Here is a 24,618-nt window from a genome sequence, read left to right as displayed (position 1 = left end):
AACTTGGATGTTTAAATTTTCTTAAAAATTTATGGATTATAGAAAGAAATTAATTTCAAAACTGGACAAAATGGACGAGGCTTTAGAGGAGCTTTTCGCTAACCTGGCGAAATTCAATAATGAGCAACTCAATAAAAGTCCGGAAGAAGGGGTTTGGTCGCCCATCCAACTGTTGAACCACATGACACTTTCAGAAAAATTATCTCTTGCATATTGCAGGAAGAAGCTGTCTTTTGATCCAAAGTTGAAAAATAAAAACCTACGATCATGGTTCAATGCTCGTCTCATTACCTGGTCATTGGCTTCTCCTTTTAAGTTCAAGGCGCCGGCACCTGTGCGTGAGGGCGAGTTTAATGCCAATGGCAGTTTGCAGGAATCTGAAAAGTTATGGAAGGCGATCCGCAAAGATCTTCGCCAGTTTCTAAATGAAGTTCCTGAAAAATATATTGAAAAAGAAGTTTATAAACATCCCAATGGTCTGAGATTATCCCTGGAGGGAATGTTGGATTTTCTAAACCAGCATTTTAAAAGGCATCGAAAGCAAATGTATCAGCGATTACCTGCAACACAGGAAATTTGAGAAACTAATCTATATAGACTACTTTCCTTAAAAATCTCAAGCCTACCGTGAACTCCAAAGTCACATTTCGAATCGTACGTTCGCGCAGACTGGTGATGGTTTGGCCGGTCCACGGATTGTAAATGCTCACATTATTCAAGGGTGGCTGAAAATACTGACGACTCAGATCGGGGTTGACCGAAAGCTCAAAGACAGCTCCTATATATTCGGTAAGTCTTAATTCCGTACCTCCGCCAGCATACAAGCCATAATTCCATGGCTCGACAAATTCATTTAAGGGATATGCTGTCGGTGCGGTAAAATTATCATCCTGAAATTCATCCAGATTGGTTCTAATGGTATACTCCCCTCTTATTCCGACAGAATAGAAAGGACTCCATGTTCCAGCCCTAATTCTCCTTTTTGCTCCTACAGTTAGTCCAACGTTGCTAAAAACGAAGGCTCTGGATTGTGGATTAAATCCAGTATTGGGATTGATGAAAAGTTGTCTGATAGAACTCCCCCGGTTGTGATAACCTAACTGTGCAAATAAAGAGTTCAGATCTTCTTCCGACCATGTTTCAGCTGAAACAATAACATGACCTGAAAGCAAGGGCCCTCTTTGGCTGTTGTTCCAGTTCTGAATGCCAATAAGCGGCCCACCTTTGATTCCGTAAACGGTGCTCTGCCCAAAAATCGGAAAGCTTATCAGGACAGCAAAAACGAATGCTTGAAATTTAATTACCATTTTTCGGACTAAATATATATTCAACAGTTTCTTCAACAAATCTAGACTTTTTTACGAGTCCGGCCTGTCCTTTCTTGGATAACTTTGGCTTGGAGCCGGTTCGCATCAGGCCTTTGAGTTGTACTTTTTCTCCTGTTTCGACCTCTGAGCCAAATGGGATTCTGTTCCTGATGTATAGGGATTCTAGATCAATGCCGTAGTGTTGGGCTATTTCTGCCATCGTTTCATCCTTTCTGACCTGATGAAATTTCTTTTTTCCTTTGAGACTAAGGCGTTTTTTCTCGAGAAACACTGAAGTTTTCGGTGCCAATGATGCATAAGGTGCTATTGTTCCATCATTAAATTCGACCAGGGATTGCAGCGGAATTCCCGATGCGTTGGATATGTCATTCAGGGTTTCCCCACCTTGTGTAACGATCATTTTGGATTCATTAACGACCTTATGCCTAGGCATTTTAATCGATGTCGGACCAGCAACAGCTTCTTCTTTAGCGGACGGTTTTATTTTTGTGTTTTTGTCTTCTTGTTGATGCACGTTTTGATCTGTAGGTTCAGTAGCAATGTGGTCACGGCCAGAATGACCCAAACGGTCATAACGATGTAATTCATATTTTTCGATTAGGTTAATTAATTTTTGTGCGTAGTGCGGGTCAGTTGCATAACCCGCTTTTTTCAGACCACGAGCCCATTTGACATAGTCCTTAGAATCATATTCAAACAAGAAATCATATCGTGAAGCCTTTCCTCTATTTTGAAGAAAGTTGCTGTGCTCAATGAAGGATTCTTCTGCATCCTTAAAAACACGAAAGCAAGATTCTATCAACTGTCCTCTATGGTTTCTGTCGTCATCTATTTTATAATAGGAAGCTCCGCGCCAGTCGTTGCCACACTTTATACCAAAGTGATTATTGGCCATCATTGCCATTTCACTCTTTCCAGAATTAGATTCGAGAATGGCCTGCGCAAGCTTAATACTGGCTGGGATACCCGTCCGTTTCATTTCTGATACAGCAATTTCTACGAAGGCATCAACATAGGCTCTGGTTCCGGTTTTGTTATCATTGGCTTTCAGGTTATAGGTCAATGTTAAAGTCAACAGTATTACAATTGATTTGCTCATAAGCGAATTCATTTTTATAGTCTTCATATTATACATTTCTGTAATATGACAAAAACTGTTCCGAAATTTTGGGCTAAGTGTGAGCGTTATTGAAGGAAAATTGATAATCTTCGCAATTAGAACGAGAGAATGATGCGGTATTATATATTCCTTTTAGTAATAGCTTGGTTTTTACAATCTTGTGGAGGTCATTCTGAAGAAAAAAGCGCTGAACCTCAAGTTCAATTCCAATCTGATGATCCGGTGTTGACAGGACTTTCCCAAATCATCTCGGATGATCCCGAAAACGCAGATGGATATTATGAAAGGGCAAAGATGTTGGTGGATCGTGAACTGTATGACCCTGCTATCGATGACCTAAATAAAGCCCTTTCTATTGATTCTACGAAAGCAGTATATTATCATTTGCTTTCAGATGCTTATCTGGATTACTACAAGTCCGGCGAAGCGCTCGATGTCATGGAAAAAGCAGCTGAAAAGTTTCCAAACAGAATACCTACGCTATTAAAGCTTGCAGAACTCCAATTGATTCTCAAGCAATATGATGGATCATTTTTTACTGTCCAGAAGATTATGAATCAGGATAAGCAGAATGCAGAAGCCTTCTTTATGCTTGGCATGATCTATCGCGCTCAGGATGACAAAGAGCGAGCGATCAACAGTTTTCAAACGGCTGTAGAGTTGGATCCTGAGATCATAGACGCCTGGATCATCCTTGGTGATTTATTTGCGGATAAAGACTATAAGATCGCAGAGCGGTATTATGACAATGCCATCAGATTAGATCCTGAAAATCTACAGGCCTATCATGCAAAAGCATTTTATCTGCAGAACTCGAACAGGATACCTGAAGCGATTTCCATTTACAAAGAGATCAATAGCAGAGATCCGCAATACACGGATGCCTACTTAAATACAGGTATTTTGTATTTGGATCAGGATTCTCTCGATCAGGCCTTTGAGCATTTTAATATATTGGTAAAGATTGATCCTCAAAACTATCTGGGCTATTACTATCGAGGCATTACCAAAATGTTTGGTGGAGACAAAAGTGGTGCAGAGGTAGATCTGAAGCAGTCCCTCAGGCTCAATAATGATTTTGAAAAGGCTAGAATTGCGTTGCAGGAACTGGAGACCCTGTAATTATAAATCCTTGGGGATGACCATCGCCCACTCCATCATTTAGTAGATATCAAATAAAAGTACTATATATAAGTGCCTTATAATTAGAAAGGTACGATAATTGCTTCCTTTAAATAAAAAAAGCTATGGCAATTTTAAAAGTGATCGAAGTACTTGCGGAATCTAGTAAAGGTTGGGAAGATGCAACTCAAAATGCAGTTAAAAAAGCTTCTAAATCTGTGAAAAAAATTCGATCTACATTCGTGCAATCACAAAGTGTTACGGTAAAAGATGGCAAAGTCGAAAAGTTCAGATGCAATGTCAAGATTACTTTTGAAGTTGGGTAGTATTTAAATGGAAGGTCTTTAGTGGTCCATGATTACACCCCATCAGAACGTATTGGTGACCTTTGACCTCAACCAATTTCATACTTTTTACATCAGCAGGAATGAAGAAGCCACTTTCTGTTTGGTCTACAGGTGAGAATTGACCTTTTCCGTCTCCGAGTAAAAGCAATCCATGACCGGCATCATTTCTGGCAGTCTCCACCTCGGCATCGTAAAGATTCCCAGCTAGCAGAATATCAGGATGGCCGTCTCTGTTAAAGTCATGAATGATAAAGTCATTGATAGAAGAAATCTGTGCCTCCACCGGTAAGGGATGTGTACTGTACCCTCCATTTCCAAGATTCTCAAAATACATACTGGCAAAGGTTTCGGCTTCGTAGCTCAGTGCATTTTCCAACTTGTTTTCACCATAGATTTCAGCAACATCGGACGATGCAAATAAGTCATATGTCTCAAACTTCTTTTTGATTTCTGGGACTTGTTCCGAAGAGCATTGGCGTCCTCTCAAAGGATATTCAATCCCAAAATTATAATAGGTTAAAACAATATCCTTTTTGTTATTGTCATCAAAATCATAGTAATAAACCCCAAAAGGTTCCTCCTGGGTGGCCTTGTACTTATAGTTTAATCCCAGATTTCCAGCAATAATATCTTCATCTCCATCTCCATCCATATCTTCTGTTTCCACACTAAACCACCAACCGGCAGTTTGGTCCAAGGCAGGAAGATCAGCTTTGGATAATTGTCCCTTTTCGTTATAGAATACAGTGACTGGCATCCATTCACCTACCAAGATCAAATCCTTCCAGCCATCCCCATTCTGATCGCTCCACTTCGCGTCATTTACCATTCCCAGATTAATTAAACCAGGAGCAAGCTCTTGAGTTGAATCGCTAAACTTTCCTTCACCGTCATTTAAAAGCAGAGATGAGCTAACCGGTTCAGGATAAGAGAACGGTTGATGCCTTCCGGCCACAAATAAGTCAATGTCTCCGTCCTTATCGAAATCTTCAGCAAGTACTTTAGATCCGCTTATCTTGAGATCAGGGATTGCTGATGGAGCTGCCTCAAAATTGCCCTTACCGTTATTCCGATAAAACCTGTCCCTATACCTTTTTGTACCAGGCATAAACTCGTTTCCACCGCTAACCACGTAAAGGTCCATATCACCGTCTCCATCTGCATCAAAAAAGACCGACCCGATGTCTTCGTGCATAGAATCCTGCTCGATGGCTTTTTGGTGACTTAGTATATATTCACCTGCGCCACTTTGTAAATAGAGACTGGCTTTCTTAGTGGCTGAACCTCCTATGAAAAGATCCATGGCCCCATCACCATTGACATCGCCAGCGGAAAGAAGCGGCCCAAAAGATGACATTTTATGGGGAAGCAAAACCTGAGTCTTATAATCATCATATGGATTCTCTTGATGGATGTGATTGATCAAGTGGCCTTCGTTTACCGGGTTGAAAATCTTTGTATCGTCTACGATAGCATTACTATTATTATTGATAGCATTACTATAAAATGCTTTGATCCTTTGATTCGCTTTGACCTGTGAATAAACATTGACTTTCGAATCCGGCCAGATCACTTTTACCTCTTCCACCATATCCAATTCTCCGAGGCCGAAATGCGCTATTTTCTCACTGGTCGAATACATACCACGAACACCTGTAATTTCCTGAAACTGCTCATTTCCTTTCCATTTCACTTTTACTTTTACACCATCAATGACGACATTTTCACGATCTGCAACTGGAACAATCCTCAGAAAATTGGCCAGCTTTCTATCGGACGCAGTATTTCGGTAAATTGAAGCGGGATCATTGATATTATTGACCACCAGGTCTAAATCGCCATCATTATCCAGATCGGCATAAGCAGAGCCATTTGAGAAAGTTTTTTGATCAAAGCCCCACTCATCGATCATTTTTGTGAATGTTAAATCGCCATTATTGCGAAACGCGTAATTGTGAAGTTTTTCGGAAGGAACTAAAGAAAGTGCTTCATTAATGTCGACAATATCCCAAATGCCTACGTTTTCTGGATTGGGGTTTTTTTGAATGAATTCATGCAAGGCTGCTTCGAGAAAATCGGGTAAGGTCTTAGATGCATCCTTATTTCTGATGTCCCTCATTAAACCATTAGTAATATGAATATCTTTCCAGCCATCGTTGTCCCAGTCTGCCATTAGAATAGACCAACTCCAATCTGTGCTGGCGATGCCCGCAAGTTGAGCAATATCAGCCAGGTGCCCACTTCCCTTATTGAGGTGAAGCATATTAAACATATACTGATAATGGCCGCCATCGTTCACGACTTTCCAGAAAGCTGCCGGATTCATGCCGCTCATATTGGCCTTTTGTCGATAGTTGTCTTCCGCTACCATATCCACTACTCCTATATCTAATCTACCGTCGTTATTGATGTCGGCGGCATCCACACCCATGCTACTGAATGAAGTATGAGGCAACTTTTCTAAAACATGATCCGTAAAAGTACCGTCACCATTGTTGATATAATACCAATCCCCTACCCAGAAATCATTGGCCACAAATAAATCCGTCCAACCATCACCGTTGATGTCACTTGCAGTTACACTATTGGGAAATCCCGTACGACCTAATCCGGCCTCCTCCGTCACATCTGTAAAGTTTGAACCCTCATTTTGGTAAAGGACGGCCTTGTATTCCGGTAAAATCAGTTCCGTTTTGTAAAACTTAGAGTAATCCCCTGGATTCGGTGGCTGGTTGAGTAGAAAAAGGTCTAAATCGCCATCTTTATCATAGTCGAGGAAAGTCGCATGTCTTGTTCTTTCATCATTGTCTATGTTGTATACTGCTGCCTGTTCCGTGAAGGTATTGTCTTGATTATTGATGTATAATTTATTCCTTCTTAATTCAGGTTGGTCGTCGTAAAGCTCTCTGGTAACATAAATGTCCAGCCAACCATCTTGATTGACGTCAGCCATAATCACTCCAGATGACCAACCTCCATTGTCAAGGATACCTGCCGAGGTGGTGATGTTTTCAAATTCCAGATTTCCTCGATTCAGATATAATTGGTCAGGCACCAGGTTTCCAGCAAAATAAAGGTCTGGTAATCCATCATTGTTGATATCGCCTATTCCTACACCTGCTCCACCATAATAGTTGGAATAAATCATAATGTTGTGTTCCTCGGTATCTTCGAGTATATTATTGAAGTCAACATTGGTCAGATCGGGAGGAATCAGTTCAAATAAGGGCTGGTTGCTGGTTTGGAATCCCCACAGGTGACCATTGGCATAAAAAAAAGAGATCAGAAAATATAGGATACAATGGCTTTTGTTCATACTGTTAAAATAGAAATTACTTCTTAACCTGCATTCATTCTTTGTACGATTTTATAACGCTCCAACATACCGAAAGCGTTGTCTCCCAATTTTACAAGTACATATCTTGCTCTGAATGCATTCATGTAACTCAATGCGGCCTGAAGATTTCCAGGTTCGATGATTTGAAAACTGGGCTCTGTGAATTGACTCACAGGGCTAGAATAAGCTTGATCCTGAATACAAGCTCTTATGGCAGGTTCGGTAATGACGCCCTGCAGTTCTTCATCTTCGTTAAAGACCATAAAATTTCGGGCGCTTTCGCTGCGATAGTGAGTGATGATATCAGACATCATATCATCGGGATGAAATCGATGATGGGTCATTAGTCCTTCCATTCCTGAATGATTTTTAGTCAAAAAATCTTCCTGGCGGGCAGAAATTTTCTCACCTCGGGCCATAAACATTACAAAAATGCCGATGACACTCAAGGTGTAGTAAGAAATGAAAAATCCTGTAATCACAAAACCTATCGCTATGGTATAGCCGATCCATGAAGCGATATCAGTCGACCTTTTCTTGCCAAGTTTGATAGAGAGCAACGACCTTAGAATGCGTCCTCCATCCATTGGAAAAGCTGGTATCAGATTAAATACAAAAAGCAACAGATTAATGTATAGGACTATGCTGAGGTAGGCCCCCCAGTTATCAAAATTACTGACACTTGAATTGAGGTCAATCAAGACCGGTTTCCCGCCAATTAATAATATCAAGCTTATCAAGAGGGCGATAGCAACATTTACCAGAGGTCCTGCGATGGCAATGAAAAATTCGTGCATGGGTTTAGAAGGGAGTCTTTCAAGTCTGGCCAGTCCGCCAATAGGTGAAAGGATAATGTCGATGGTCCGAACGTTAAATCTCCTGGCCATCAATGCGTGGCCATACTCATGCAGTATGACACAGAAAAAAGAAATACCTACCAGCAACAGGATGACGCTGACTTCGACTGGTGCACGATCTCTACTTATACCAATTCCCAAGACCAGAAAAATAATGAATATAAAGGTCCAATGCACCTTTAAAGGGATTCCGGCATAGTTTCCTAGATGAAGAGACCCCTTGCTAAACATTATATTTCTTCATATATTTTACCCGAAAGCACACTCCTACTAATCACTAATTTCTGAATTTCAGATGTTCCCTCATAAATTTGAGTGATTTTGGCATCTCTCATAAGTCTTTCTACGTGGTATTCCTTTACGTATCCATAACCACCATGAATCTGAACAGCTTCTACGGTTTGTTTCATGGCCATTTCGGCAGCAAATAATTTGGCCATACTGGATGCCATGTCGTAATTCTTGCCCTGGTCCTTTAATCTCGCTGCATTATAAACCAATAGTCTGGCGGCCTGTATTTGAGTAGCCATATCCGCTAGCTTGAAAGCGATGGCCTGGTGCCTTGCGATAGGTTTGCCGAATGCCTCTCTTTCCTGCGCATATTTAACAGACAGTTCATATGCTCCAGCTGCTATTCCGAGGGCTTGCGCAGCAATACCTATTCGTCCGCCGGATAAAACTTTCATGGCAAATTTGAAACCAAAGCCATCATCGCCTATCCGGTTTTCCTTGGGAACTTTTACATTATTGTACATAATGGTATGGGTGTCGGAACCTCTGATTCCCAATTTATCTTCTTTGGCTCCTATCTCTACGCCTTCCATGTCGGTCGGTACGATTAGGGCATTGATACCTTTATGTCCTTTGTCCGCGTTGGTCTGAGCGATAACTAAATGCACACTGGAACTGCCTCCATTGGTAATCCAATTTTTAGTTCCGTTTAATAGATAGTGATCACCTTTGTCCACAGCAGTTGTTCGCTGACTTGTTGCATCACTCCCTGCTTCAGGTTCACTGAGGCAAAAGGCACCGATCCATTCACCGGTTGAGAGCTTAGTGAGGTATTTCTGTTTTTGTTCTTCTGTGCCGTACGTTTCCAAACCCCAGCAAACCAACGAATTGTTGACAGACATGGCAACTGAGCAAGAGTTGTCAACTTTGGAGATTTCTTCCATCGCAATGACATAGGAGAGCGTGTCCATTCCACCTCCACCGTATTTTTCCGAAACCATCATGCCCATGAATCCCATCTCTCCCATAGCCTTGATCTGTTCCGTGGCAAAAGTCATATTTCGGTCTCTTTCTATAACGCCAGGCAGCAGTTCTTGCTGTGCAAATTCTCTGGCAGCTTCCTGTACTGCTTTTTGTTCTTCTGTCAATTTCCCTATCATCTATTCAAATTTTTCTTTTATTTCCATCACAGATCGGAAAGCAACACATTGATCCTGATATCTATCTTGATGCGCTTTCTGTAGTTTTGGTGCATAGTTTACATGGTATTTTTGAAGTTGGCTTAGGTTTTCCAAAGTGTATTGAACGGTGTACATGGAGCCTTCATCATCATCCACATACAGTATTTTGTTGAATCGGCTCTCGATAAAACATCCGGTTTGCATGACATCAGGGATGTGAACACTTTTCATCCAATCATACCATTCGGCTTCCACTTTTTTATCTACCTTAATCGTAACGTTGTATATTATATTGTGTTCACTCATATCATTTAGTGCGTGGCATATTGCCTGCAAATATAAGGAATTAGCCCAATACCGGGTTGACATTGGTTCCTCCATCAATGTTGTATTCGCTACTAGTTATGAAAGATGCATGGTCAGAAGCCAGGAAGGAAACCAGATTTGATAATTCCACAGATTAGTCAAAGCTCATTAAAGGTATTCTTCGGCGTTCACACTGATGTGTCAGACCGTCAATTTTAACGAGCGTTCTAACATGTGTCTTCAGCATGTATAAATTTTGATTATTTTTGTCAGCCCTATTTTTAAATTTCAAAACAAAGCATGATGAGTGATCAGAAGATTATATATACCATCACGGATGAGGCTCCTTATTTAGCCACGCATTCTTTTCTCCCTATTGTTGAAGCCTATGCCGGCTCTGCAGGAGTGGAGGTGGAAACCAGAGATATTTCTTTGGCAGCACGTGTTTTAGCAGTATTCCCCGACTATTTGACTGAAGAACAAAAGAAAAGCGATGATCTGGCCTATCTAGGAGAACTTGCTAAAAAGCCTGAGGCCAATATCATAAAACTACCTAATATCAGTGCTTCAGTTCCCCAATTGGTGGCCACCATTTCGGAATTACAAGCTGATGGATATGCCATCCCTGACTTCCCAGAAGAGCCAAAAACGGATGAAGAAAAGGAAATTAGAGCAAGATACAACAAAGTCAAAGGGTCAGCGGTAAACCCGGTTTTGCGTGAAGGTAATTCGGATCGACGTGCACCAAAACCTGTTAAAGAATATGCCAGAAAGCACCCACACAGAATGGGCAAGTGGTCTGGTGATTCAAAATCACATGTTGCGACCATGTCTTCCGGGGATTTTAGATCTAATGAAAAGTCTCACACATTTGAAAAAGCCACGACGGTAAAAATCCAGCATGTTGCTCCTTCAGGCGAGGTGACAGTGTTAAAAGAAGGCATAAAGATACAGGAAGGTGAAATCATGGACACGACCTTCATGAGTAAAAAGGCGTTGGTTTCTTTCTTGAAGGAGCAAGTACGTGATGCTAAAGAGAAAGATGTCTTGTTCTCTTTGCATATGAAAGCTACCATGATGAAGGTATCTGATCCTATTATTTTTGGTCATGCTGTAAAGGTCTTTTTCGAGCCTGTTTTCGAAAAGCATGGTGAAACGTTAAAGGAATTAGGGGTAGATGTCAATAATGGCTTTGGAGATCTGGTGTCAAAGTTGGATGAGCTTCCGTCGGATAAGCGAGATGCCATCGAAGCTGATATCGAAGCTGCACTTAGTGAAGGTCCGGATCTGGCTATGGTTAATTCTGATAAGGGCATCACCAATTTACACGTACCCTCGGATGTGATCATTGATGCTTCGATGCCGGCCATGATCAGGACTTCTGGTCAAATGTGGGATAAAAATGGAAATACCAAGGATACCAAAGCAGTCATTCCAGACAGTTCTTATGCTCCGATTTATCAAGAGGTCATTGATTTTTGTAAGGAACACGGAGCCTTCGACCCCACTACCATGGGCTCAGTTCCTAATGTAGGATTGATGGCACAAAAGGCGGAAGAGTATGGGTCACACGATAAAACTTTTGAGATGGAGGCAGATGGAGAAATGCAGGTAGTGGATGCAGCAGGGCAAGTCATCATGTCACACAAAGTAGAAAAGGGTGATATATGGAGAGCTTGTCAGGTCAAGGATGCAGCCATCCAGGACTGGGTTAAGTTGGCCGTAAGAAGATCAAGAGAATCATCCACACCTATTGTATTTTGGTTAAATGAGGATCGAGCACATGATGCGGAATTGATCAAAAAAGTACATCAGTATTTAAAGGATCATGATACTTCGGGCTTGGAAATTCACATTATGTCTCCCGCAGATGCCACCCGATTTTCATTGGAGAGAATAAAAGATGGAAAGGATACCATCTCAGTCACGGGTAATGTACTTCGTGACTACAACACAGATTTGTTTCCCATTCTTGAGGTAGGTACTTCGGCTAAAATGCTGTCAATCGTTCCATTGATGAATGGTGGTGGTTTGTTCGAGACCGGCGCTGGTGGATCTGCTCCTAAACATGTTCAACAATTTGTAGAAGAAGGTCACCTGAGATGGGATTCTTTGGGAGAGTTTTTAGCTTTGGCGGTTTCTTTAGAGCACCTGGGTAAGACATTTGACAACAAAGGTGCAGTGGTTTTAGGTGAAGCGTTGGACAAGGCTACGGCCAAGTTTTTAGATAATGACAAATCACCATCGCGAAAAGTCAATGAATTAGACAACAGAGGCAGTCATTTTTGGTTGGCATTGTATTGGGCTGAAGCTTTGGCGGAGCAGAATGAGGATCAGGACATTGCTAAGAAATTTGAGGATGTAGCTAAAAAGTTGAATGAAAATAAGGATCGAATATTACAAGAATTGATAGATGCACAGGGAAGTCCGGTGGATATAGGTGGCTATTATTCTCCTGAAACAGATTTAGTGAATAAGGCCATGAGGCCAAGTGCGACTCTGAATAAGATACTAGCTGAAATATAAAAGACGCTCGGCTTGTATGTCGAGAGTTTTTAAATGCTTATCATCGACCTTCGGGTCGATGATTTATTTTAGCCTTTGCCCATCATCAGGCCTAAATAGATCGCGAATAGACATATCACAAAACTGCAAGCCATATATAATAAGGCCGACCATACCGCGCCTGTATTATACAACTGAAAGGATTCTGCAGAAAACGTGGAAAACGTAGAAAAGCCACCGCAAAGGCCCACCATCAGTAAAAGCTTCATTTCGTTACTGAGCATACCCTTAGAAGTGATTCCAATCAAGTAACCTAATATCAAGCAAGCTACTACATTGACCAACAAAGTGCCGTATGGAAACTTCTGAGAAAATCCCATCATCAATTGGCCTATTCCATATCTCAAAATACTCCCAAAACCACCACCAATAAAGACGAGGATGATCGCTTTCATGAGCTCAGTTTTCTTTTAATTCTTTGCTGCCTGGCATAAATAAATAATAGACTGGTCAATAAGATTGCGATACCAAAGATCAGTAAAAGAAGATATAAGTTTCCAATTCCCTGAAGGTTAACGGCCATTAAAATAAACAACACATTGACAACGATCAGCACTGCGGTGGCTTGCATGTGTGTTAAACCTGAATCGATTAAAAGATGGTGAATATGATTTCTATCGGGCTGAAAAGGGGAGCGTCCTCTAATGGCCCTCATTGTAAAAACCCTGAGCGTGTCAAACAAGGGGAGAATTAGAATACCAATAGCAACAGCCGGTGCTGACTTGATGTAGTATGAAGAATCCTTGCCCAGGTCTTGATGCAGTTCAATAAATTGAATCGCCAGGATAGAACTAACCAATCCTAACAAAAGTGATCCGGTATCACCCATGAATATTTTCGCCGGACTAACATTGTATTTCAAAAATGCGATCAGTGCTCCGGCCATGGAGAAAGCGACGATCGCTATTTCAACACGGTCGATCAGAAAAAACCAGGTGCCTAAAAGTATGCTAATGAGCGTACCGATTGATCCTGATAGGCCATTGATGCCATCGATAAGATTGAAGGCATTTATAATGACGAGGATAGTGAAAATACTAAGTGTAATGCTGACAAATTCCGGAATGGCATAGATTCCAAAAATGCCGTATAGGCTGGTCAATTTGACATTGGCCTTAAAAACCAAAATACCCGCTGCGAAAATTTGACCCAAAAACTTACGTCCCGGATTCATGGGGTCAATATCATCCTTGGCACCGATTAAAAACATGATGATAAATGCACATAGAATGTACTGCAAATCACCGAAATAATTAAATGGAGTCCACATAATGATGGAAAAGATCATTCCTGCGAAAATACCTATTCCCCCTAAGGAAGGCGTACTGATCGTATGCGATCTTCTTTCCCCAGGCTCATCGTAAAGCCTCTTTTTTACTGCAACATTGATGATCGATGGAATCGCCAGAAATGTAAGTGCAAAGGCCGTAATAAAACTCAATATCACATCGTACATACGACGCAAATATAGACTTTTTAAGCTATTTATTTTCCTCCAGCCATGCCTTGATCTTTTCAGAAATATCCTCTATTCCTCTTTTAAAGTCATCTAGTGCTTTTTCAATATCATCTCCATATACTTCTCTGAAAATATCCTTTAAATCTTCTTCTGGGTTATCGAAAAGCTGATCCAGTTCTTCATCTATTTCTAAACCAAATTCACGCATATCTGCTTCGATAGCTCTAAGCACACTTCTGCCATGGCGATCGTATTTATACTTAAAATACTTAATCCAAAAATCCTTTTTTTCTTCGTCTGAAAGTTTGTCTTCATACTTTTGATAACACTGATCCACGAAGTGATCCATCTCTTCATCTTTCTCCTCCCATTCTTGCTTTGAAAAATCTTCATGAGCATCAGATACTTTGTCTGTAAAATTGTTATACGCATTAAGAAACTGTCCTTTGGTCAGGCAGGGATCAATTGTACAGGCGCTTGCCATGATTACAATCAGTGCAAAGACCATCCATATTCTATTCATCATTTGTTGTTAGGTTATTCGATAAAAACAATGATGATGAACGCTTTATTGTTCCTTTAGCAAAACCATAATAGATAAGCATGGCTTTTTTGTCGATCAATGAATTATTTCAGTCTGATTTTGATTCCGGATCTTATATGCAAATGCTTAAGGTACAGCTTCATTTAATGAATTAAATGCGGATATCCGCTAGCTTTTATTAATTTTGCACAAATTTTTTGGAAGCTGACCAGATGGACTTAAAATCGCAAATAAACATGGACCTTTTGCCAAGGCACATTGCCATCATTATGGATGGAAATGGTCGCTGGGCTAAAAAGTATGGAAAGCCGCGAGTTTTTGGTCATCGAAATGGTGTAAAAGCAGTCAGAGAAAGTTCTGAATCATGCGCTGAGTTGGGTGTAGAGTACTTGACTTTATACGCTTTTTCTACGGAAAATTGGAACCGGCCGAAATTTGAAGTCAATGCGCTCATGGCATTGCTTGTTGAAACACTACGCAAAGAAGTGGAGACGTTAAATAAAAACAATATCAAACTCAATTCTATCGGTGATTTATCAAAATTACCGGATCGAAGTAGAGAGGCTTTGTTGGAATGTATTGAAAATACGTCAGGTAATGACCGAATGACTTTAACACTGGCATTAAATTATAGTTCAAGGTGGGAAATTCAAAATGCAGCAAGATTAATTGCCGAAGAAGTTGAAGCAGGTCGATTACACAGTAAAGACATTGATGACAAGGTTTTTTCGGATTTTTTGCATACCAGAAACATGCCTGATCCGGAATTAATGATCCGTACGAGTGGTGAAAAGCGGATTAGTAATTATTTACTGTACCAAATGGCTTATTCAGAACTTTATTTTACAGACATATATTGGCCTGATTTCAGGCGGGAAGACTTATATAAAGCCATTATCGACTATCAGCAAAGAGAGAGGAGATTTGGAAAAACGAGTGAGCAGCTTTCTTGAACTGCAACACTTTAGAAGACTTAGTCGTTTTTAAACGGCAGGTCTAAAAAAAGAAGATCACATGAATTTAGATACTTTGAAGAAATTTATTTTTAGCCTACTGGTGTTCATAGGTTTTGGCGTACAAGCTCAGGAATTGGATCAGATAGATTACGACGACCCGAAGGAGTATGAAATAGGTGGGGTAAACGTTTATGGTCCTGAACACAGGGATCCCAATGCCATCATATCTATCTCAGGTTTGACCGTCGGTAAGAAAATCAGCGTTCCGGGAACAGAAATTCCCAAAGCCATCAAGTCCTTGTTGAGACTGAAGCTATTTAGCGATGTAAAAGTGATTCAGGAGAGGGTCGAAGATGACATTATTTTCCTTGGAATCGAGTTGACAGAATTACCGATACTGGCCCGATACTCATACAATGGTGTAAAGAAGATAAAGCACGAAGATCTAAATGAAATTGTAGATGGGATATTGAGCAAAGGAGGTATTGTTACTGAGGATTTGAAGGCGTTGGCCAAAATGAAGATTGAGGAAAAATTTATTGGCGATGGATTTTTGGACACCAAAGTAGAAATCAATGAATTTGAAGACACCATTAGGGCCAATTCCGTTAGATTGGAATTTGACATAGACAAGGGAAAGCGGATACGGATTCAGGATATTGTGATCAATGGGAATGAGGCCGTTAAGGACAGAAAGTTGCGAAAGCAGATGGAGAGCACCAAGAAGCGATGGACCTTGCTAAAGAAATCCAAGTTCAAGGAATCAGATTATGAGGATGACAAAGAGTCTTTGATTGACTATTACAATACCATTGGCTACAGAGATGCCAAAATTGTGAGTGATTCTGTCTACCGAGATGAAGAAGGGAAGCTATATGTAGAGATGACCATAGATGAAGGAAACAAATACTATTTCAGAGACATCGAGTGGAAAGGAAATTCATTGTATACAGATGAATACCTTGGAAGTATTTTAGGGATAGAAAAGGGTGATGTTTACAATGAAGAATTATTAACCAATCGTTTGCAATTTGCCCAGGATGGAAGAGATGTCAGTTCTCTTTACATGGATGATGGTTATTTGTTCTTTCGGGTAGATCCCACGGAAGTGAGTATAGAGAATGACAGCATAGATATCGAAATGCGCATTTATGAAGGACCTCAGGCGACCATTGATCGGGTAGAGATTGTCGGGAATGACAGAACGCATGAACATGTGGTCAGAAGAATGCTAAGAACTAAGCCTGGTGCAAAGTTTTCACGTTCACAAATCATCAGATCACAAAGAGAGATCATAAACCTGGGTTACTTTAACCCTGAGAATATGGATATTGGAACGCCGGTAGACCCGCAAAACGGTACGGTGGATATTGTCTATAAATTGGAAGAAAGGCCGTCAGATCAATTGGAGCTTTCTGCGGGTTATGGTGGATTTCAGGGTTTGGTAGGAACACTGGGAGTCACATTCAATAATTTTTCATTGCGAAATATTTCGGACAGAACTACTTGGAACCCTTTACCACAAGGTGATGGACAAAGACTTTCAGTCAGGGCTCAGTCCAATAGTAATTTTTACCAGTCGTATAATTTTTCATTTACGGAACCTTGGTTAGGTGGAAGAAAACCTAATTCATTGACCATAGGAAGTGTGTATTCTAATTTTGACTACAGTACATTTGGACAGGGTAAGTTTTCAATTTTAAATGTATCTGCTGGAATCGGAACGCAGTTGAAATGGCCGGATGACTATTTTGTGTATAGTGCGACCATGAATATAGAGAACCTAACTTTGGAAGATTATCAAAGAGATTTTTCGGTGTCAGAAGGTATTTATAAGAATTATAATCTGAGACAGACCATTGTGAGGAGTTCTGTAGTGGAACCTATTTTCCCCAGAAGTGGATCAAAAATATCATTGACCCTACAATTAACACCATATTATTTCTGGAGAGATCAAGAAGAATTTAACATTCCTGCCACCGAGGCGGCTTCATTGATCATGGAAGAAAATTTGAGAAGAGGGGAGGGTAATCCAATGTCGGAGACAGAGGAGACTTCCTATATAGCTTCCTTGGAAAATGCCGGAAAATTTGAGTTCCTTGAATACCATAAATGGAAGTTTGAATCACAGCATTTCTTTAATGTTTGGGATAAGTTGGTGATCATGGCGCAAGCTAAGATAGGGGTGCTCGGATATTATAGAAAGGACGTGGGCACGGTTCCGTTTGAGAGATTTGAAGTGGGAGGTGATGGTTTGAACAATCAGCAAGTACAGATTACGGGTAAAGACATCATATCGACCCGAGGTTATGAGATTTCAGATATTCAAAGCCAGGAAATCAATGATGCTGGAGGTGCGACCATATTTAACAAGTATACAGTAGAGTTGAGATATCCTTTTACTTTAAATCCGAATTCTACCATTTACGCTCACCTTTTTGCACAGGGGTCCAATGCTTATTTGGGTTGGGATGAATATAATCCTTTTCAATTAAGAAGATCAGCGGGTGCAGGTCTTCGGGTATTCTTGCCAATGTTCGGATTACTCGGATTTGATTATGGTTTTGGATTTGATAAAGACTTACCGGAAGGGAGTACCTGGACAGATTTTGCTAAGTTCAATATCGTACTTGGTTTCGAACCGGAGTAGCCGGTGCGCAGCAATCACGCTGGAAGCGTGATAGGCTACGAACCGCCAGCAAATCTGGCGGATGGGAAGGTCAGTCCGGTGCGCAGCAATCACGCTGGAAGCGTGATAGGCTACGAACCGCCAGCAAACCTGGCGGATGGGCAGGCCAGTCCGGTGCGCAGCAATCACGCTGGAGGCGTGATAGGCTACGAACCGCCAGCAAACCTGGCGGATGGGCAGGTCAGTCCGGTGCGCAGCAATCACGCTGGAGGCGTGATAGGCTACGAACCGCCAGCAAACCTGGCGGATGGGCAGGTCAGTCCGGTGCGCAGCAATCACGCTGGAAGCGTGATAGGCTACGAACCGCCAGCAAACCTGGCGGATGGGAAGGTCAGTCCGGTGCGCAGCAATCACGCTGGAGGTGTGATAGGCTACGAACCGCCAGCAAACCTGGCGGATGGGCAGGTCAGTCCGGTGCACAGCAATCACGCTGGAGATATTTTAGTTATCATTCTTTCACTACAACCATAATTCATGTAAAGAGAGGATTTAAACCCAAGATTAGCTGCTTAAGTCTTCAAATTATTTATTTTTAAATCGATGAAGTCGATTTACCTTTATATGGCAGCCTCCTTTATATTGGTTCTTTCATTTGCTCAATGCAAAAAGGAAAGTTCTGGATTACCCGAGATGGTCGATTTTAATCACCACATTAGACCGATTCTTACTCAAAATTGCTACACCTGTCATGGCCCTGATTCCTCAAGTAGAAAGGCCAATTTAAGACTAGACATAAGAGAAGGTGCAACCATGAAACTGGCATCTGGAAATCGTGCGATTGTACCAGGTCACCCCCGGCGGAGTTCAATTCTACAAAGAATTACCTCAGACGACCAAATGCTAATCATGCCTCCTCCCGAATCTAAGAAGCAACTCACTCCATACCAAATTGAGCTGATCACAAAGTGGATTGATCAGGGAGCTGAGTGGAAGAAGCATTGGGCATTGGTTCCTCCAACTTTAAGAGAGGGGCAAGAGTCTACGATTGATGATTTCATTGAGGCGAGTTTAAAACTTCAAAAATTGCATCAAAATGACAAAGCCGACCATCACACGCTCATTAGAAGAATCTCATATGTTTTGACGGGTTTGCCTCCATCGTTGTCAGAATTGGAAAAATTTGAGCAGGCAGCATTGAATGAGATCATAGATTATTACTTGAGTTCTCCTCATTTTGGCGAACATTGGGCAAGACATTGGATGGATCTGGTAAGGTATGCTGAAACGATGGGTCATGAGTTTGATTACGAAATCGGAGGCGCCTGGAGATACAGAGATTATCTTATCAGGGCTTTTAATCAAGACTTGCCTTACAGTCAACTGGTTAAAGAACACCTGGCAGGTGATGTCATTACAGCCCCAAGACTCCATCCAAGCGAAAAATTCAACGAATCCATCATTGGAACTGCTTACGTCTTTCTGGGCGAAGGGAAGCACAGTCCTGTTGATATCAAACAGGAAGAGGCAGATCGGATGGATAATATCATAGATGTAACTTCTAAAACGTTTCAAGGACTTACGGTAAGCTGTGCACGCTGTCACGATCACAAATTTGACCCCATTCCAACTACTGATTATTATGCGATGTATGGCATGTTCGAAAGTGCGAGAGCAAGTCCGGTGGGATTTGACCGAGTAGATGAGATTAAGTCAATAACTCCCGAAATAGAACAGATCAATCACAAACTTAAGGATGAAATATTAAAATTCGTAGAAAAATATTCACCTCAGGATCAATGGGTTAGCTCAAACGTTCTTGGTGATTTTAGGGATTCTGATTTCGACGGATGGATACCATCAGGGTTTGCCTTTGGGGAAAAACCCATGTTCGGAAAGTTTGCTTCAAGTAGATATTTTAGCAGCGGAGTAAAGGGGGTGTTAAGATCGCCAAACTTCATCATTCAAGATTCTTTTATCTATGCCTATGCGACAGGCTTGAAATCCAGCATCCGAATTATCGTAGATAATTTTCAATTGATTCAGGACCCACTTTACGGAAGCTTATCTAAAACGTTGAATGATGAGAGCTGGAAGCTTTACCAGATGGATGTTAGTAATCTAATAGGGCATAAGGCCTATGTAGAAATTTTGCCGGGGACCTATGAAAGACATGCGTACAACATCGATTCGACATCCTACATTGAAGTACAATCTGTTTTTAGTACAAATAATCGAATAGAAAGCCCGGAAGAGTATAAAAATTCGATCGTTTTAGATGCTCAAGCAATCACCTTATTGGAAAAAAAGGCTGCATTATGTGATAAGATCAATGAACCATCGTTTATCATGGGCTTGCAGGTGGGTGAGAAAATATTTAGCCCCATTTTCATTCGGGGAAGTCACAAACAGTTGAGTGTTGAAAAAGTGCCACATGAGTTTCATTCTGCCATTGATCTAAACAACTTTGAGACTGAAAATTATTCAAATAGTCGCTTAGCATGGGTGGAAGCAGTGCTTCATCCTGACAATCCGCTTACGTCAAGAGTGATGGTGAATCGCATTTGGCATCACATATTTGGGCGAGGAATTGTTTCAACTGTAGACAATTTTGGATTGCAAGGAAGTCTGCCGAGTCATCCTGAGTTACTGGATTATTTGGCGATTAAGTTTGTAGAAGAAGGGTGGTCCATTAAGAAAATGATTCGACAGATATTACGTAGTGAAGTGTTTCAGCTATCAACTAAGGTAACGGAGCATAATGCCAACATTGACCCTGAAAACATCTATCTGGCAAGTTTTCCTTTACGGAGATTGGAAGCGGAATCAATCAGAGATGCCCTGCTGGCCTCAAGCGGCGAACTAGATCGACAATTGTATGGTCCGTCCATTCCGGTGCATGTAACTGAATTTATGAATGGGCGAGGAAGACCTGAATCAGGGCCGCTAAATGGGAAGGGTAGACGAAGTATATACGTAAGTATCAAGCGCAATTTTCTTTCACCCATGATGCTCACTTTCGACATGCCCATTCCATTTTCTACTTTTGGAAAGAGAAATACCACCAATGTTCCTGCACAGTCGCTCATCATGATGAATGATCCATTTGTACACGAACAGGCTACGAAGTGGGCTGAAAAGCTGGTAGCTAGAACGGATCTTACTATAAATGACAAGATTGAATTGGTTTATTTAAATGCTTACTCCCGAGTTCCGAGTCAAAATGAAATAGAAGAAGCCACCGTGATTTTGAATGAATATGCTGATGAACGATCAGTCACTAAATGGAAAAACTATTGCCACATTATTTTTAATACCAAAGAATTCATACACTTACAATAGATCCCATGAAGCAGGAATGCAGAAAGATGAATCGAAGAGAAATGTTAACCCTTTCCAGGAACGGATTCGGGGCAATCGCTGTGATGGGACTTTTCGGGAGTTGTGCCAAAAATCTTGAAAGGTATGCTGCAAATGCTCCCATTTCAATCATTGGCCAACAACCACATTATCTACCAAAAGCTAAGAGTGTCATTTTTTTATACATGGATGGAGGTGTTTCACAAGTGGATTCCTTCGATCCTAAACCCAGATTAATTGCTGAGAATGGAGAGAATCCTTACCAGAAATTCAAAGTAGATGACACGCAATTTGGAAATGTAGGCAAGATTTTAAAGAGCCCCTGGGATTTTAAACAGTACGGAAAAAGTGGAATCTGGGTCAGCGATCTGTTTCCTAAAATCGCTGAGTGTGTAGATGACATTGCCGTCATTAGATCTATGGTTTCTAATTTTCCTGAGCACACTAATGCCAATTATTTTTTGCATACGGGCAGTGGTATCCAAGGGAGGCCTAGCATGGGAGCATGGATCAATTACGGGCTGGGAACCATGAATGATAATTTACCGGGTTATGTTGTCTTAGATGGTGGCTTAACGCCTCCTGGTGGTCTGGATAACTTTAAAAACGGCTTTTTGCCTGCTAGCTTTCAGGCTTCTATATTAAAACCGAAAAAGGTTCCAGTTCCCAATATCATTCCACACGAAAGCACCTCCCAAGAACAAATCAGGAAATTACAGCATGTAGAAAGAATGGACCAATCGCTACTTGGGAAAGTAGTGCAATCAGATCAAATCAGTGCAGCCATTGACAATTACGAACTCGCTTTTAAAATGCAATCGTCGATCCCTGAATTAAGTGATCTTTCCGGTGAATCAGAAGCCATAAAAAAATTATACGGATTAGACTCAGAAGATAAGCACTGCAGGGTGTATGGTACCCAATGCCTGATGGCCAGAAGATTGGTAGAAAGAGGTGTTCGCTTTGTGGAATTGACCTGTCCGAATACAGGATTTGATCGGTGGGATCAGCATTCAAACCTTAAAAAAGGTCATGAAGCCAATGCGCATGCAGTAGACCAACCCATTGCCGCTTTGCTAAAAGACTTAAAGAGTCGGGGGATGTTAGAAGATACATTGGTTGTATTTGCCGGAGAATTTGGCAGAACTCCATTTGCGCAGGGTAAGGATGGTCGTGATCATAATCCTTCCGCCTTTAGCATATGGTTGGCAGGCGCTGGTATTAAAGGAGGAACAGTCTATGGAACCACAGATGAATATGGCTATCGGGTCATTGACAAACCAACCACTATTCACGATTTGCATGCCACGATGTTGCACCTTTTGGGGGTTGACCATATCAGGCAGACCTACCATTTTGGAGGAAGAGACATTCGATTGACCGATGTTCACGGACATTTGATTAAAGGTATATTGAGTTGATCTGACTTTGATAACAACAAATTGTTTCTGGATGCACTGTTGACAGGTCAAAAAGGATAGAAAGTAGAGGGAGATTAATTAGAGATAAAGTCTGCTGTTAATCTGCCAGTTCGAAACTTCCCACAAAGTATCCCGGTCGTTTTTCAGAAAATAAACCATCAAACTTTTTACTGATCACAAACTTCTGAGTAGGAGCGTAAAGGAAAATGACGGGTTGTTCTTCGTACAATAGCTTCTGAAACTCTTTGTAAGCTGCTGTTCTTTCCTTTGGGTCTTTTGATATTCTGATGATTTCTATCAGCTCATCATTTCTCTCATTGACATATCCGGCTATATTGCCTTTGCGTACTGGACTGTTATCAGAATGCCAGCGTTGATAAGGGTCATAAGGTGCCAGAGATAAACCGGCAGCTGATGCAGAAGCCTCGTATTGATGGTCGAAAATAGCTTCTTGCATGGCGCGTCCCTCTTTAATCTCCATGGTGACTTCTACCCCGGCTTCTTTCGCATTGTCTTTGAAAAGTAATCCCACTTTTTGACCTAACGGACTCTGTGAAGCCAGATAGTCTACTTCTAATTCTACTAATTCTCCATCGATGACTTTATCTCTAATTCCATTACCATTGCTATCTTTCCAACCTTCTTGTTCCAATATCTCGATGGCTTTTTCAGGATTGTATTCAATAGGTTTCAGCGACTCTTCATATACTGGTGAATTCGGAAATATCGGTCCTGCCAATCGGTTGCCGTAACCATTGTCCAAAGTCTGAATAATATTATCAACGTCTAATAAATGAGCTAGAGCTCTTCTGACATCCTTATCGGAAAGTTCTGGTTTTCGATTATTCAAACCAATGTAATAGAATCTGGACATTGAAGGGGTCTCCACATTAAACTTCTCTTCAAAATTTGCAGAGGATTTCAGATTATCAAACATGGTAGCATCAGCGACCAGCATCAAATCTATGCTCCCATCTTTTAATAAAGTAATCGCCGCATTTTCATCTGCGATAATTCTGTAATTGATTTCTTGTGGATTATTATGAAGAAGGGTTCTGTCGGGATAAGCCTCCCCCCAATAGTTCTCCTTTTTTTCTAAAACAATGTACTGATCGAGTTCCCATGCTTTTAGTCTGTAAGGCCCACAACCCTGAACAATTTCTTGGGTATATTTGATGCTATTAAATTCTTCAGCAAATCGCGACAAAGTAGAATCTGTATCCGCTGCACCTTTAATATCTGAAATCTCGTAAGAAGAGAGTGCGTTAGTCGGATCATAGACATGGCTTGGAACAATCTCAAAAGTGCAGAATGCTTCTTTTGCAATATGAAAATATTGATCCAAAGTGACGGAAAATTTTTTCGGATTTTCTTCATCTACATTGACATTTCGGACATCACTTAGAATACCTCTCCAAGCTGCAGCGTCCACTCCGGGATTTAAGGCGGCTTTTAACGTAAACTCATAGTCTTCACCTGTAACAGGTGATCCGTCATCCCAAACGGCTTCTTCGACGATTTCATATTCATAGGTGATACTGCCGTCTTCTCCCTCAATAGCTTCGGGCACCTCTTTTACCAATAGTGGACTCAACTCAAATGTGATGGGGTCGTAATGAGCCAGGGGTAAAAAAATCAGTCCATTAATAGCTGTAGCTTGAGTGGTGGGTGTCCCTACGATCGGATTTAATCTGCCTGGATCAGCGCTTAATCTGACATTGACCGTAAAATCCTCTTGTTCCGTGGTTTCGGAGCTACATGAGCCAAGAATGAGGCAAATAAGCATTAAATAACTTAGAAATTTCATAGGATTTATTTAGGTCGCAAAACATATCTCTTCATAAAGATCTTTAATATA

The 24,618-nt window shown here is 41.1% G+C and carries 19 protein-coding genes and 1 pseudogene; 9 read left to right on the top strand and 11 right to left on the bottom strand.

Annotation, left to right across the window (positions count from 1 at the left end):
* Positions 1-31: 31 nt before the first annotated feature.
* The gene (locus L2567_RS09790; protein WP_235297580.1) at positions 32-580 is read left to right on the top strand and encodes a DinB family protein; all 549 of its coding nucleotides are present in this window, start codon (positions 32-34) and stop codon (positions 578-580) included.
* A gap of 4 nt (positions 581-584) precedes the next feature.
* Here L2567_RS09790 and L2567_RS09785 read toward each other — a convergent pair whose 3' ends face one another.
* Together L2567_RS09785 and L2567_RS09780 are read right to left on the bottom strand one after the other, a co-directional pair.
* Positions 585-1,307, bottom strand: a complete 723-nt coding sequence (locus L2567_RS09785) for a hypothetical protein (protein WP_235297579.1) — start codon at positions 1,305-1,307, stop codon at positions 585-587.
* Entirely contained in the window at positions 1,297-2,427 is a 1,131-nt protein-coding gene (locus tag L2567_RS09780) for a glucosaminidase domain-containing protein (RefSeq protein WP_235297578.1), read from the bottom strand. Before L2567_RS09780 ends, L2567_RS09785 begins: the two co-directional genes overlap by 11 nt.
* Positions 2,428-2,559: 132 nt before the next feature.
* Here L2567_RS09780 and L2567_RS09775 point away from each other — a divergent pair, with 132 nt between their 5' ends.
* Together L2567_RS09775 and L2567_RS09770 are read left to right on the top strand one after the other, a co-directional pair.
* A complete protein-coding gene (locus L2567_RS09775) occupies positions 2,560-3,570 on the top strand; it encodes a tetratricopeptide repeat protein (protein ID WP_235297577.1) in 1,011 nt (336 codons plus the stop codon).
* Positions 3,571-3,695: 125 nt separating this feature from the next.
* Positions 3,696-3,896, top strand: a complete 201-nt coding sequence (locus L2567_RS09770) for a dodecin family protein (RefSeq protein ID WP_235297576.1) — start codon at positions 3,696-3,698, stop codon at positions 3,894-3,896.
* Here the strand turns inward: L2567_RS09770 and L2567_RS09765 are convergent.
* The 5 genes and pseudogenes from L2567_RS09765 to L2567_RS21295 form a co-directional block, all read right to left on the bottom strand.
* Positions 3,877-7,233, bottom strand: a complete 3,357-nt coding sequence (locus L2567_RS09765) for a VCBS repeat-containing protein (protein WP_235297575.1) — start codon at positions 7,231-7,233, stop codon at positions 3,877-3,879. The genes L2567_RS09770 and L2567_RS09765 overlap by 20 nt on opposite strands.
* 23 nt (positions 7,234-7,256) lie before the next feature.
* Positions 7,257-8,342, bottom strand: coding sequence for a site-2 protease family protein (locus L2567_RS09760; protein ID WP_235297574.1), 1,086 nt, complete (start codon positions 8,340-8,342; stop codon positions 7,257-7,259).
* A complete protein-coding gene (locus tag L2567_RS09755) occupies positions 8,342-9,502 on the bottom strand; it encodes an acyl-CoA dehydrogenase family protein (protein WP_235297573.1) in 1,161 nt (386 codons plus the stop codon). Before L2567_RS09755 ends, L2567_RS09760 begins: the two co-directional genes overlap by 1 nt.
* Positions 9,503-9,829, bottom strand: coding sequence for a DUF4286 family protein (locus tag L2567_RS09750; protein ID WP_235297572.1), 327 nt, complete (start codon positions 9,827-9,829; stop codon positions 9,503-9,505). It abuts the gene before it with no gap.
* A 40-nt stretch (positions 9,830-9,869) separates the two neighbouring features.
* Positions 9,870-9,965 (bottom strand): annotated as a pseudogene (locus L2567_RS21295) (short-chain dehydrogenase); the annotation flags it as partial.
* 164 nt (positions 9,966-10,129) lie between these two features.
* On the opposite strand from L2567_RS21295, the gene L2567_RS09745 reads away from it, so the two are divergent.
* Positions 10,130-12,355, top strand: coding sequence for an NADP-dependent isocitrate dehydrogenase (locus tag L2567_RS09745; RefSeq protein ID WP_406626672.1), 2,226 nt, complete (start codon positions 10,130-10,132; stop codon positions 12,353-12,355).
* 68 nt (positions 12,356-12,423) lie between these two features.
* Here the strand turns inward: L2567_RS09745 and crcB are convergent, their stop codons facing one another.
* The 3 genes from crcB to L2567_RS09730 are packed head-to-tail and all read right to left on the bottom strand — an operon-like array spanning position 12,424 to position 14,379.
* Positions 12,424-12,789 (bottom strand): fluoride efflux transporter CrcB, encoded by a 366-nt coding sequence (gene crcB, locus L2567_RS09740; protein WP_235297570.1) that lies wholly within the window; start codon positions 12,787-12,789, stop codon positions 12,424-12,426.
* Positions 12,786-13,850 (bottom strand): glycosyltransferase family 4 protein, encoded by a 1,065-nt coding sequence (locus L2567_RS09735; protein WP_235297569.1) that lies wholly within the window; start codon positions 13,848-13,850, stop codon positions 12,786-12,788. Before L2567_RS09735 ends, crcB begins: the two co-directional genes overlap by 4 nt.
* Positions 13,851-13,875: 25 nt before the next feature.
* The gene (locus L2567_RS09730) at positions 13,876-14,379 is read right to left on the bottom strand and encodes a DUF6565 domain-containing protein (protein ID WP_235297568.1); all 504 of its coding nucleotides are present in this window, start codon (positions 14,377-14,379) and stop codon (positions 13,876-13,878) included.
* A gap of 230 nt (positions 14,380-14,609) precedes the next feature.
* Between L2567_RS09730 and L2567_RS09725 the strand changes: the two genes are divergently transcribed.
* From L2567_RS09725 to L2567_RS09710, 5 genes are all read left to right on the top strand, one after another.
* Positions 14,610-15,350, top strand: a complete 741-nt coding sequence (locus L2567_RS09725; protein WP_262913148.1) for an isoprenyl transferase — start codon at positions 14,610-14,612, stop codon at positions 15,348-15,350.
* Between the two features lie 61 nt (positions 15,351-15,411).
* On the top strand, positions 15,412-18,003 hold the full coding sequence (gene bamA / locus L2567_RS09720; protein WP_235297566.1) for an outer membrane protein assembly factor BamA: 2,592 nt from the start codon (positions 15,412-15,414) through the stop codon (positions 18,001-18,003).
* Positions 18,004-18,381: 378 nt separating this feature from the next.
* Entirely contained in the window at positions 18,382-18,513 is a 132-nt protein-coding gene (locus L2567_RS21020; RefSeq protein WP_262913147.1) for a hypothetical protein, read from the top strand.
* 69 nt (positions 18,514-18,582) lie between these two features.
* Entirely contained in the window at positions 18,583-21,321 is a 2,739-nt protein-coding gene (locus tag L2567_RS09715; protein ID WP_235297565.1) for a PSD1 and planctomycete cytochrome C domain-containing protein, read from the top strand.
* 5 nt (positions 21,322-21,326) lie between these two features.
* Positions 21,327-22,760, top strand: a complete 1,434-nt coding sequence (locus L2567_RS09710) for a DUF1501 domain-containing protein (RefSeq protein WP_235297564.1) — start codon at positions 21,327-21,329, stop codon at positions 22,758-22,760.
* Between the two features lie 97 nt (positions 22,761-22,857).
* Here L2567_RS09710 and L2567_RS09705 read toward each other — a convergent pair whose 3' ends face one another.
* On the bottom strand, positions 22,858-24,567 hold the full coding sequence (locus L2567_RS09705) for an ABC transporter substrate-binding protein (RefSeq protein WP_235297563.1): 1,710 nt from the start codon (positions 24,565-24,567) through the stop codon (positions 22,858-22,860).
* Between the last annotated feature and the right edge of the window lie 51 nt (positions 24,568-24,618).

The organism is Portibacter marinus, from assembly GCF_021533195.1.
Lineage (GTDB): Bacteria > Bacteroidota > Bacteroidia > Chitinophagales > Saprospiraceae > Portibacter > Portibacter marinus.
Note: the sequence above shows the minus strand (reverse complement) of the source record. Positions and strands in the feature narration are given on the sequence as shown.

What these genes read in the sequence shown, in the direction of transcription:
- L2567_RS09790 (WP_235297580.1), top strand. Translation starts at nt 32, where the DNA reads ATGGATTATAGAAAGAAATTAATTTCAAAACTGGACAAAATGGACGAG.
- L2567_RS09785 (WP_235297579.1), bottom strand. Translation starts at nt 1,307, where the DNA reads ATGGTAATTAAATTTCAAGCATTCGTTTTTGCTGTCCTGATAAGCTTT.
- L2567_RS09780 (WP_235297578.1), bottom strand. Translation starts at nt 2,427, where the DNA reads ATGAGCAAATCAATTGTAATACTGTTGACTTTAACATTGACCTATAAC.
- L2567_RS09775 (WP_235297577.1), top strand. Translation starts at nt 2,560, where the DNA reads ATGCGGTATTATATATTCCTTTTAGTAATAGCTTGGTTTTTACAATCT.
- L2567_RS09770 (WP_235297576.1), top strand. Translation starts at nt 3,696, where the DNA reads ATGGCAATTTTAAAAGTGATCGAAGTACTTGCGGAATCTAGTAAAGGT.
- L2567_RS09765 (WP_235297575.1), bottom strand. Translation starts at nt 7,233, where the DNA reads ATGAACAAAAGCCATTGTATCCTATATTTTCTGATCTCTTTTTTTTAT.
- L2567_RS09760 (WP_235297574.1), bottom strand. Translation starts at nt 8,342, where the DNA reads ATGTTTAGCAAGGGGTCTCTTCATCTAGGAAACTATGCCGGAATCCCT.
- L2567_RS09755 (WP_235297573.1), bottom strand. Translation starts at nt 9,502, where the DNA reads ATGATAGGGAAATTGACAGAAGAACAAAAAGCAGTACAGGAAGCTGCC.
- L2567_RS09750 (WP_235297572.1), bottom strand. Translation starts at nt 9,829, where the DNA reads ATGAGTGAACACAATATAATATACAACGTTACGATTAAGGTAGATAAA.
- L2567_RS09745 (WP_406626672.1), top strand. Translation starts at nt 10,130, where the DNA reads ATGATGAGTGATCAGAAGATTATATATACCATCACGGATGAGGCTCCT.
- crcB (WP_235297570.1), bottom strand. Translation starts at nt 12,789, where the DNA reads ATGAAAGCGATCATCCTCGTCTTTATTGGTGGTGGTTTTGGGAGTATT.
- L2567_RS09735 (WP_235297569.1), bottom strand. Translation starts at nt 13,850, where the DNA reads ATGTACGATGTGATATTGAGTTTTATTACGGCCTTTGCACTTACATTT.
- L2567_RS09730 (WP_235297568.1), bottom strand. Translation starts at nt 14,379, where the DNA reads ATGATGAATAGAATATGGATGGTCTTTGCACTGATTGTAATCATGGCA.
- L2567_RS09725 (WP_262913148.1), top strand. Translation starts at nt 14,610, where the DNA reads ATGGACTTAAAATCGCAAATAAACATGGACCTTTTGCCAAGGCACATT.
- bamA (WP_235297566.1), top strand. Translation starts at nt 15,412, where the DNA reads ATGAATTTAGATACTTTGAAGAAATTTATTTTTAGCCTACTGGTGTTC.
- L2567_RS09715 (WP_235297565.1), top strand. Translation starts at nt 18,583, where the DNA reads ATGAAGTCGATTTACCTTTATATGGCAGCCTCCTTTATATTGGTTCTT.
- L2567_RS09710 (WP_235297564.1), top strand. Translation starts at nt 21,327, where the DNA reads ATGAAGCAGGAATGCAGAAAGATGAATCGAAGAGAAATGTTAACCCTT.
- L2567_RS09705 (WP_235297563.1), bottom strand. Translation starts at nt 24,567, where the DNA reads ATGAAATTTCTAAGTTATTTAATGCTTATTTGCCTCATTCTTGGCTCA.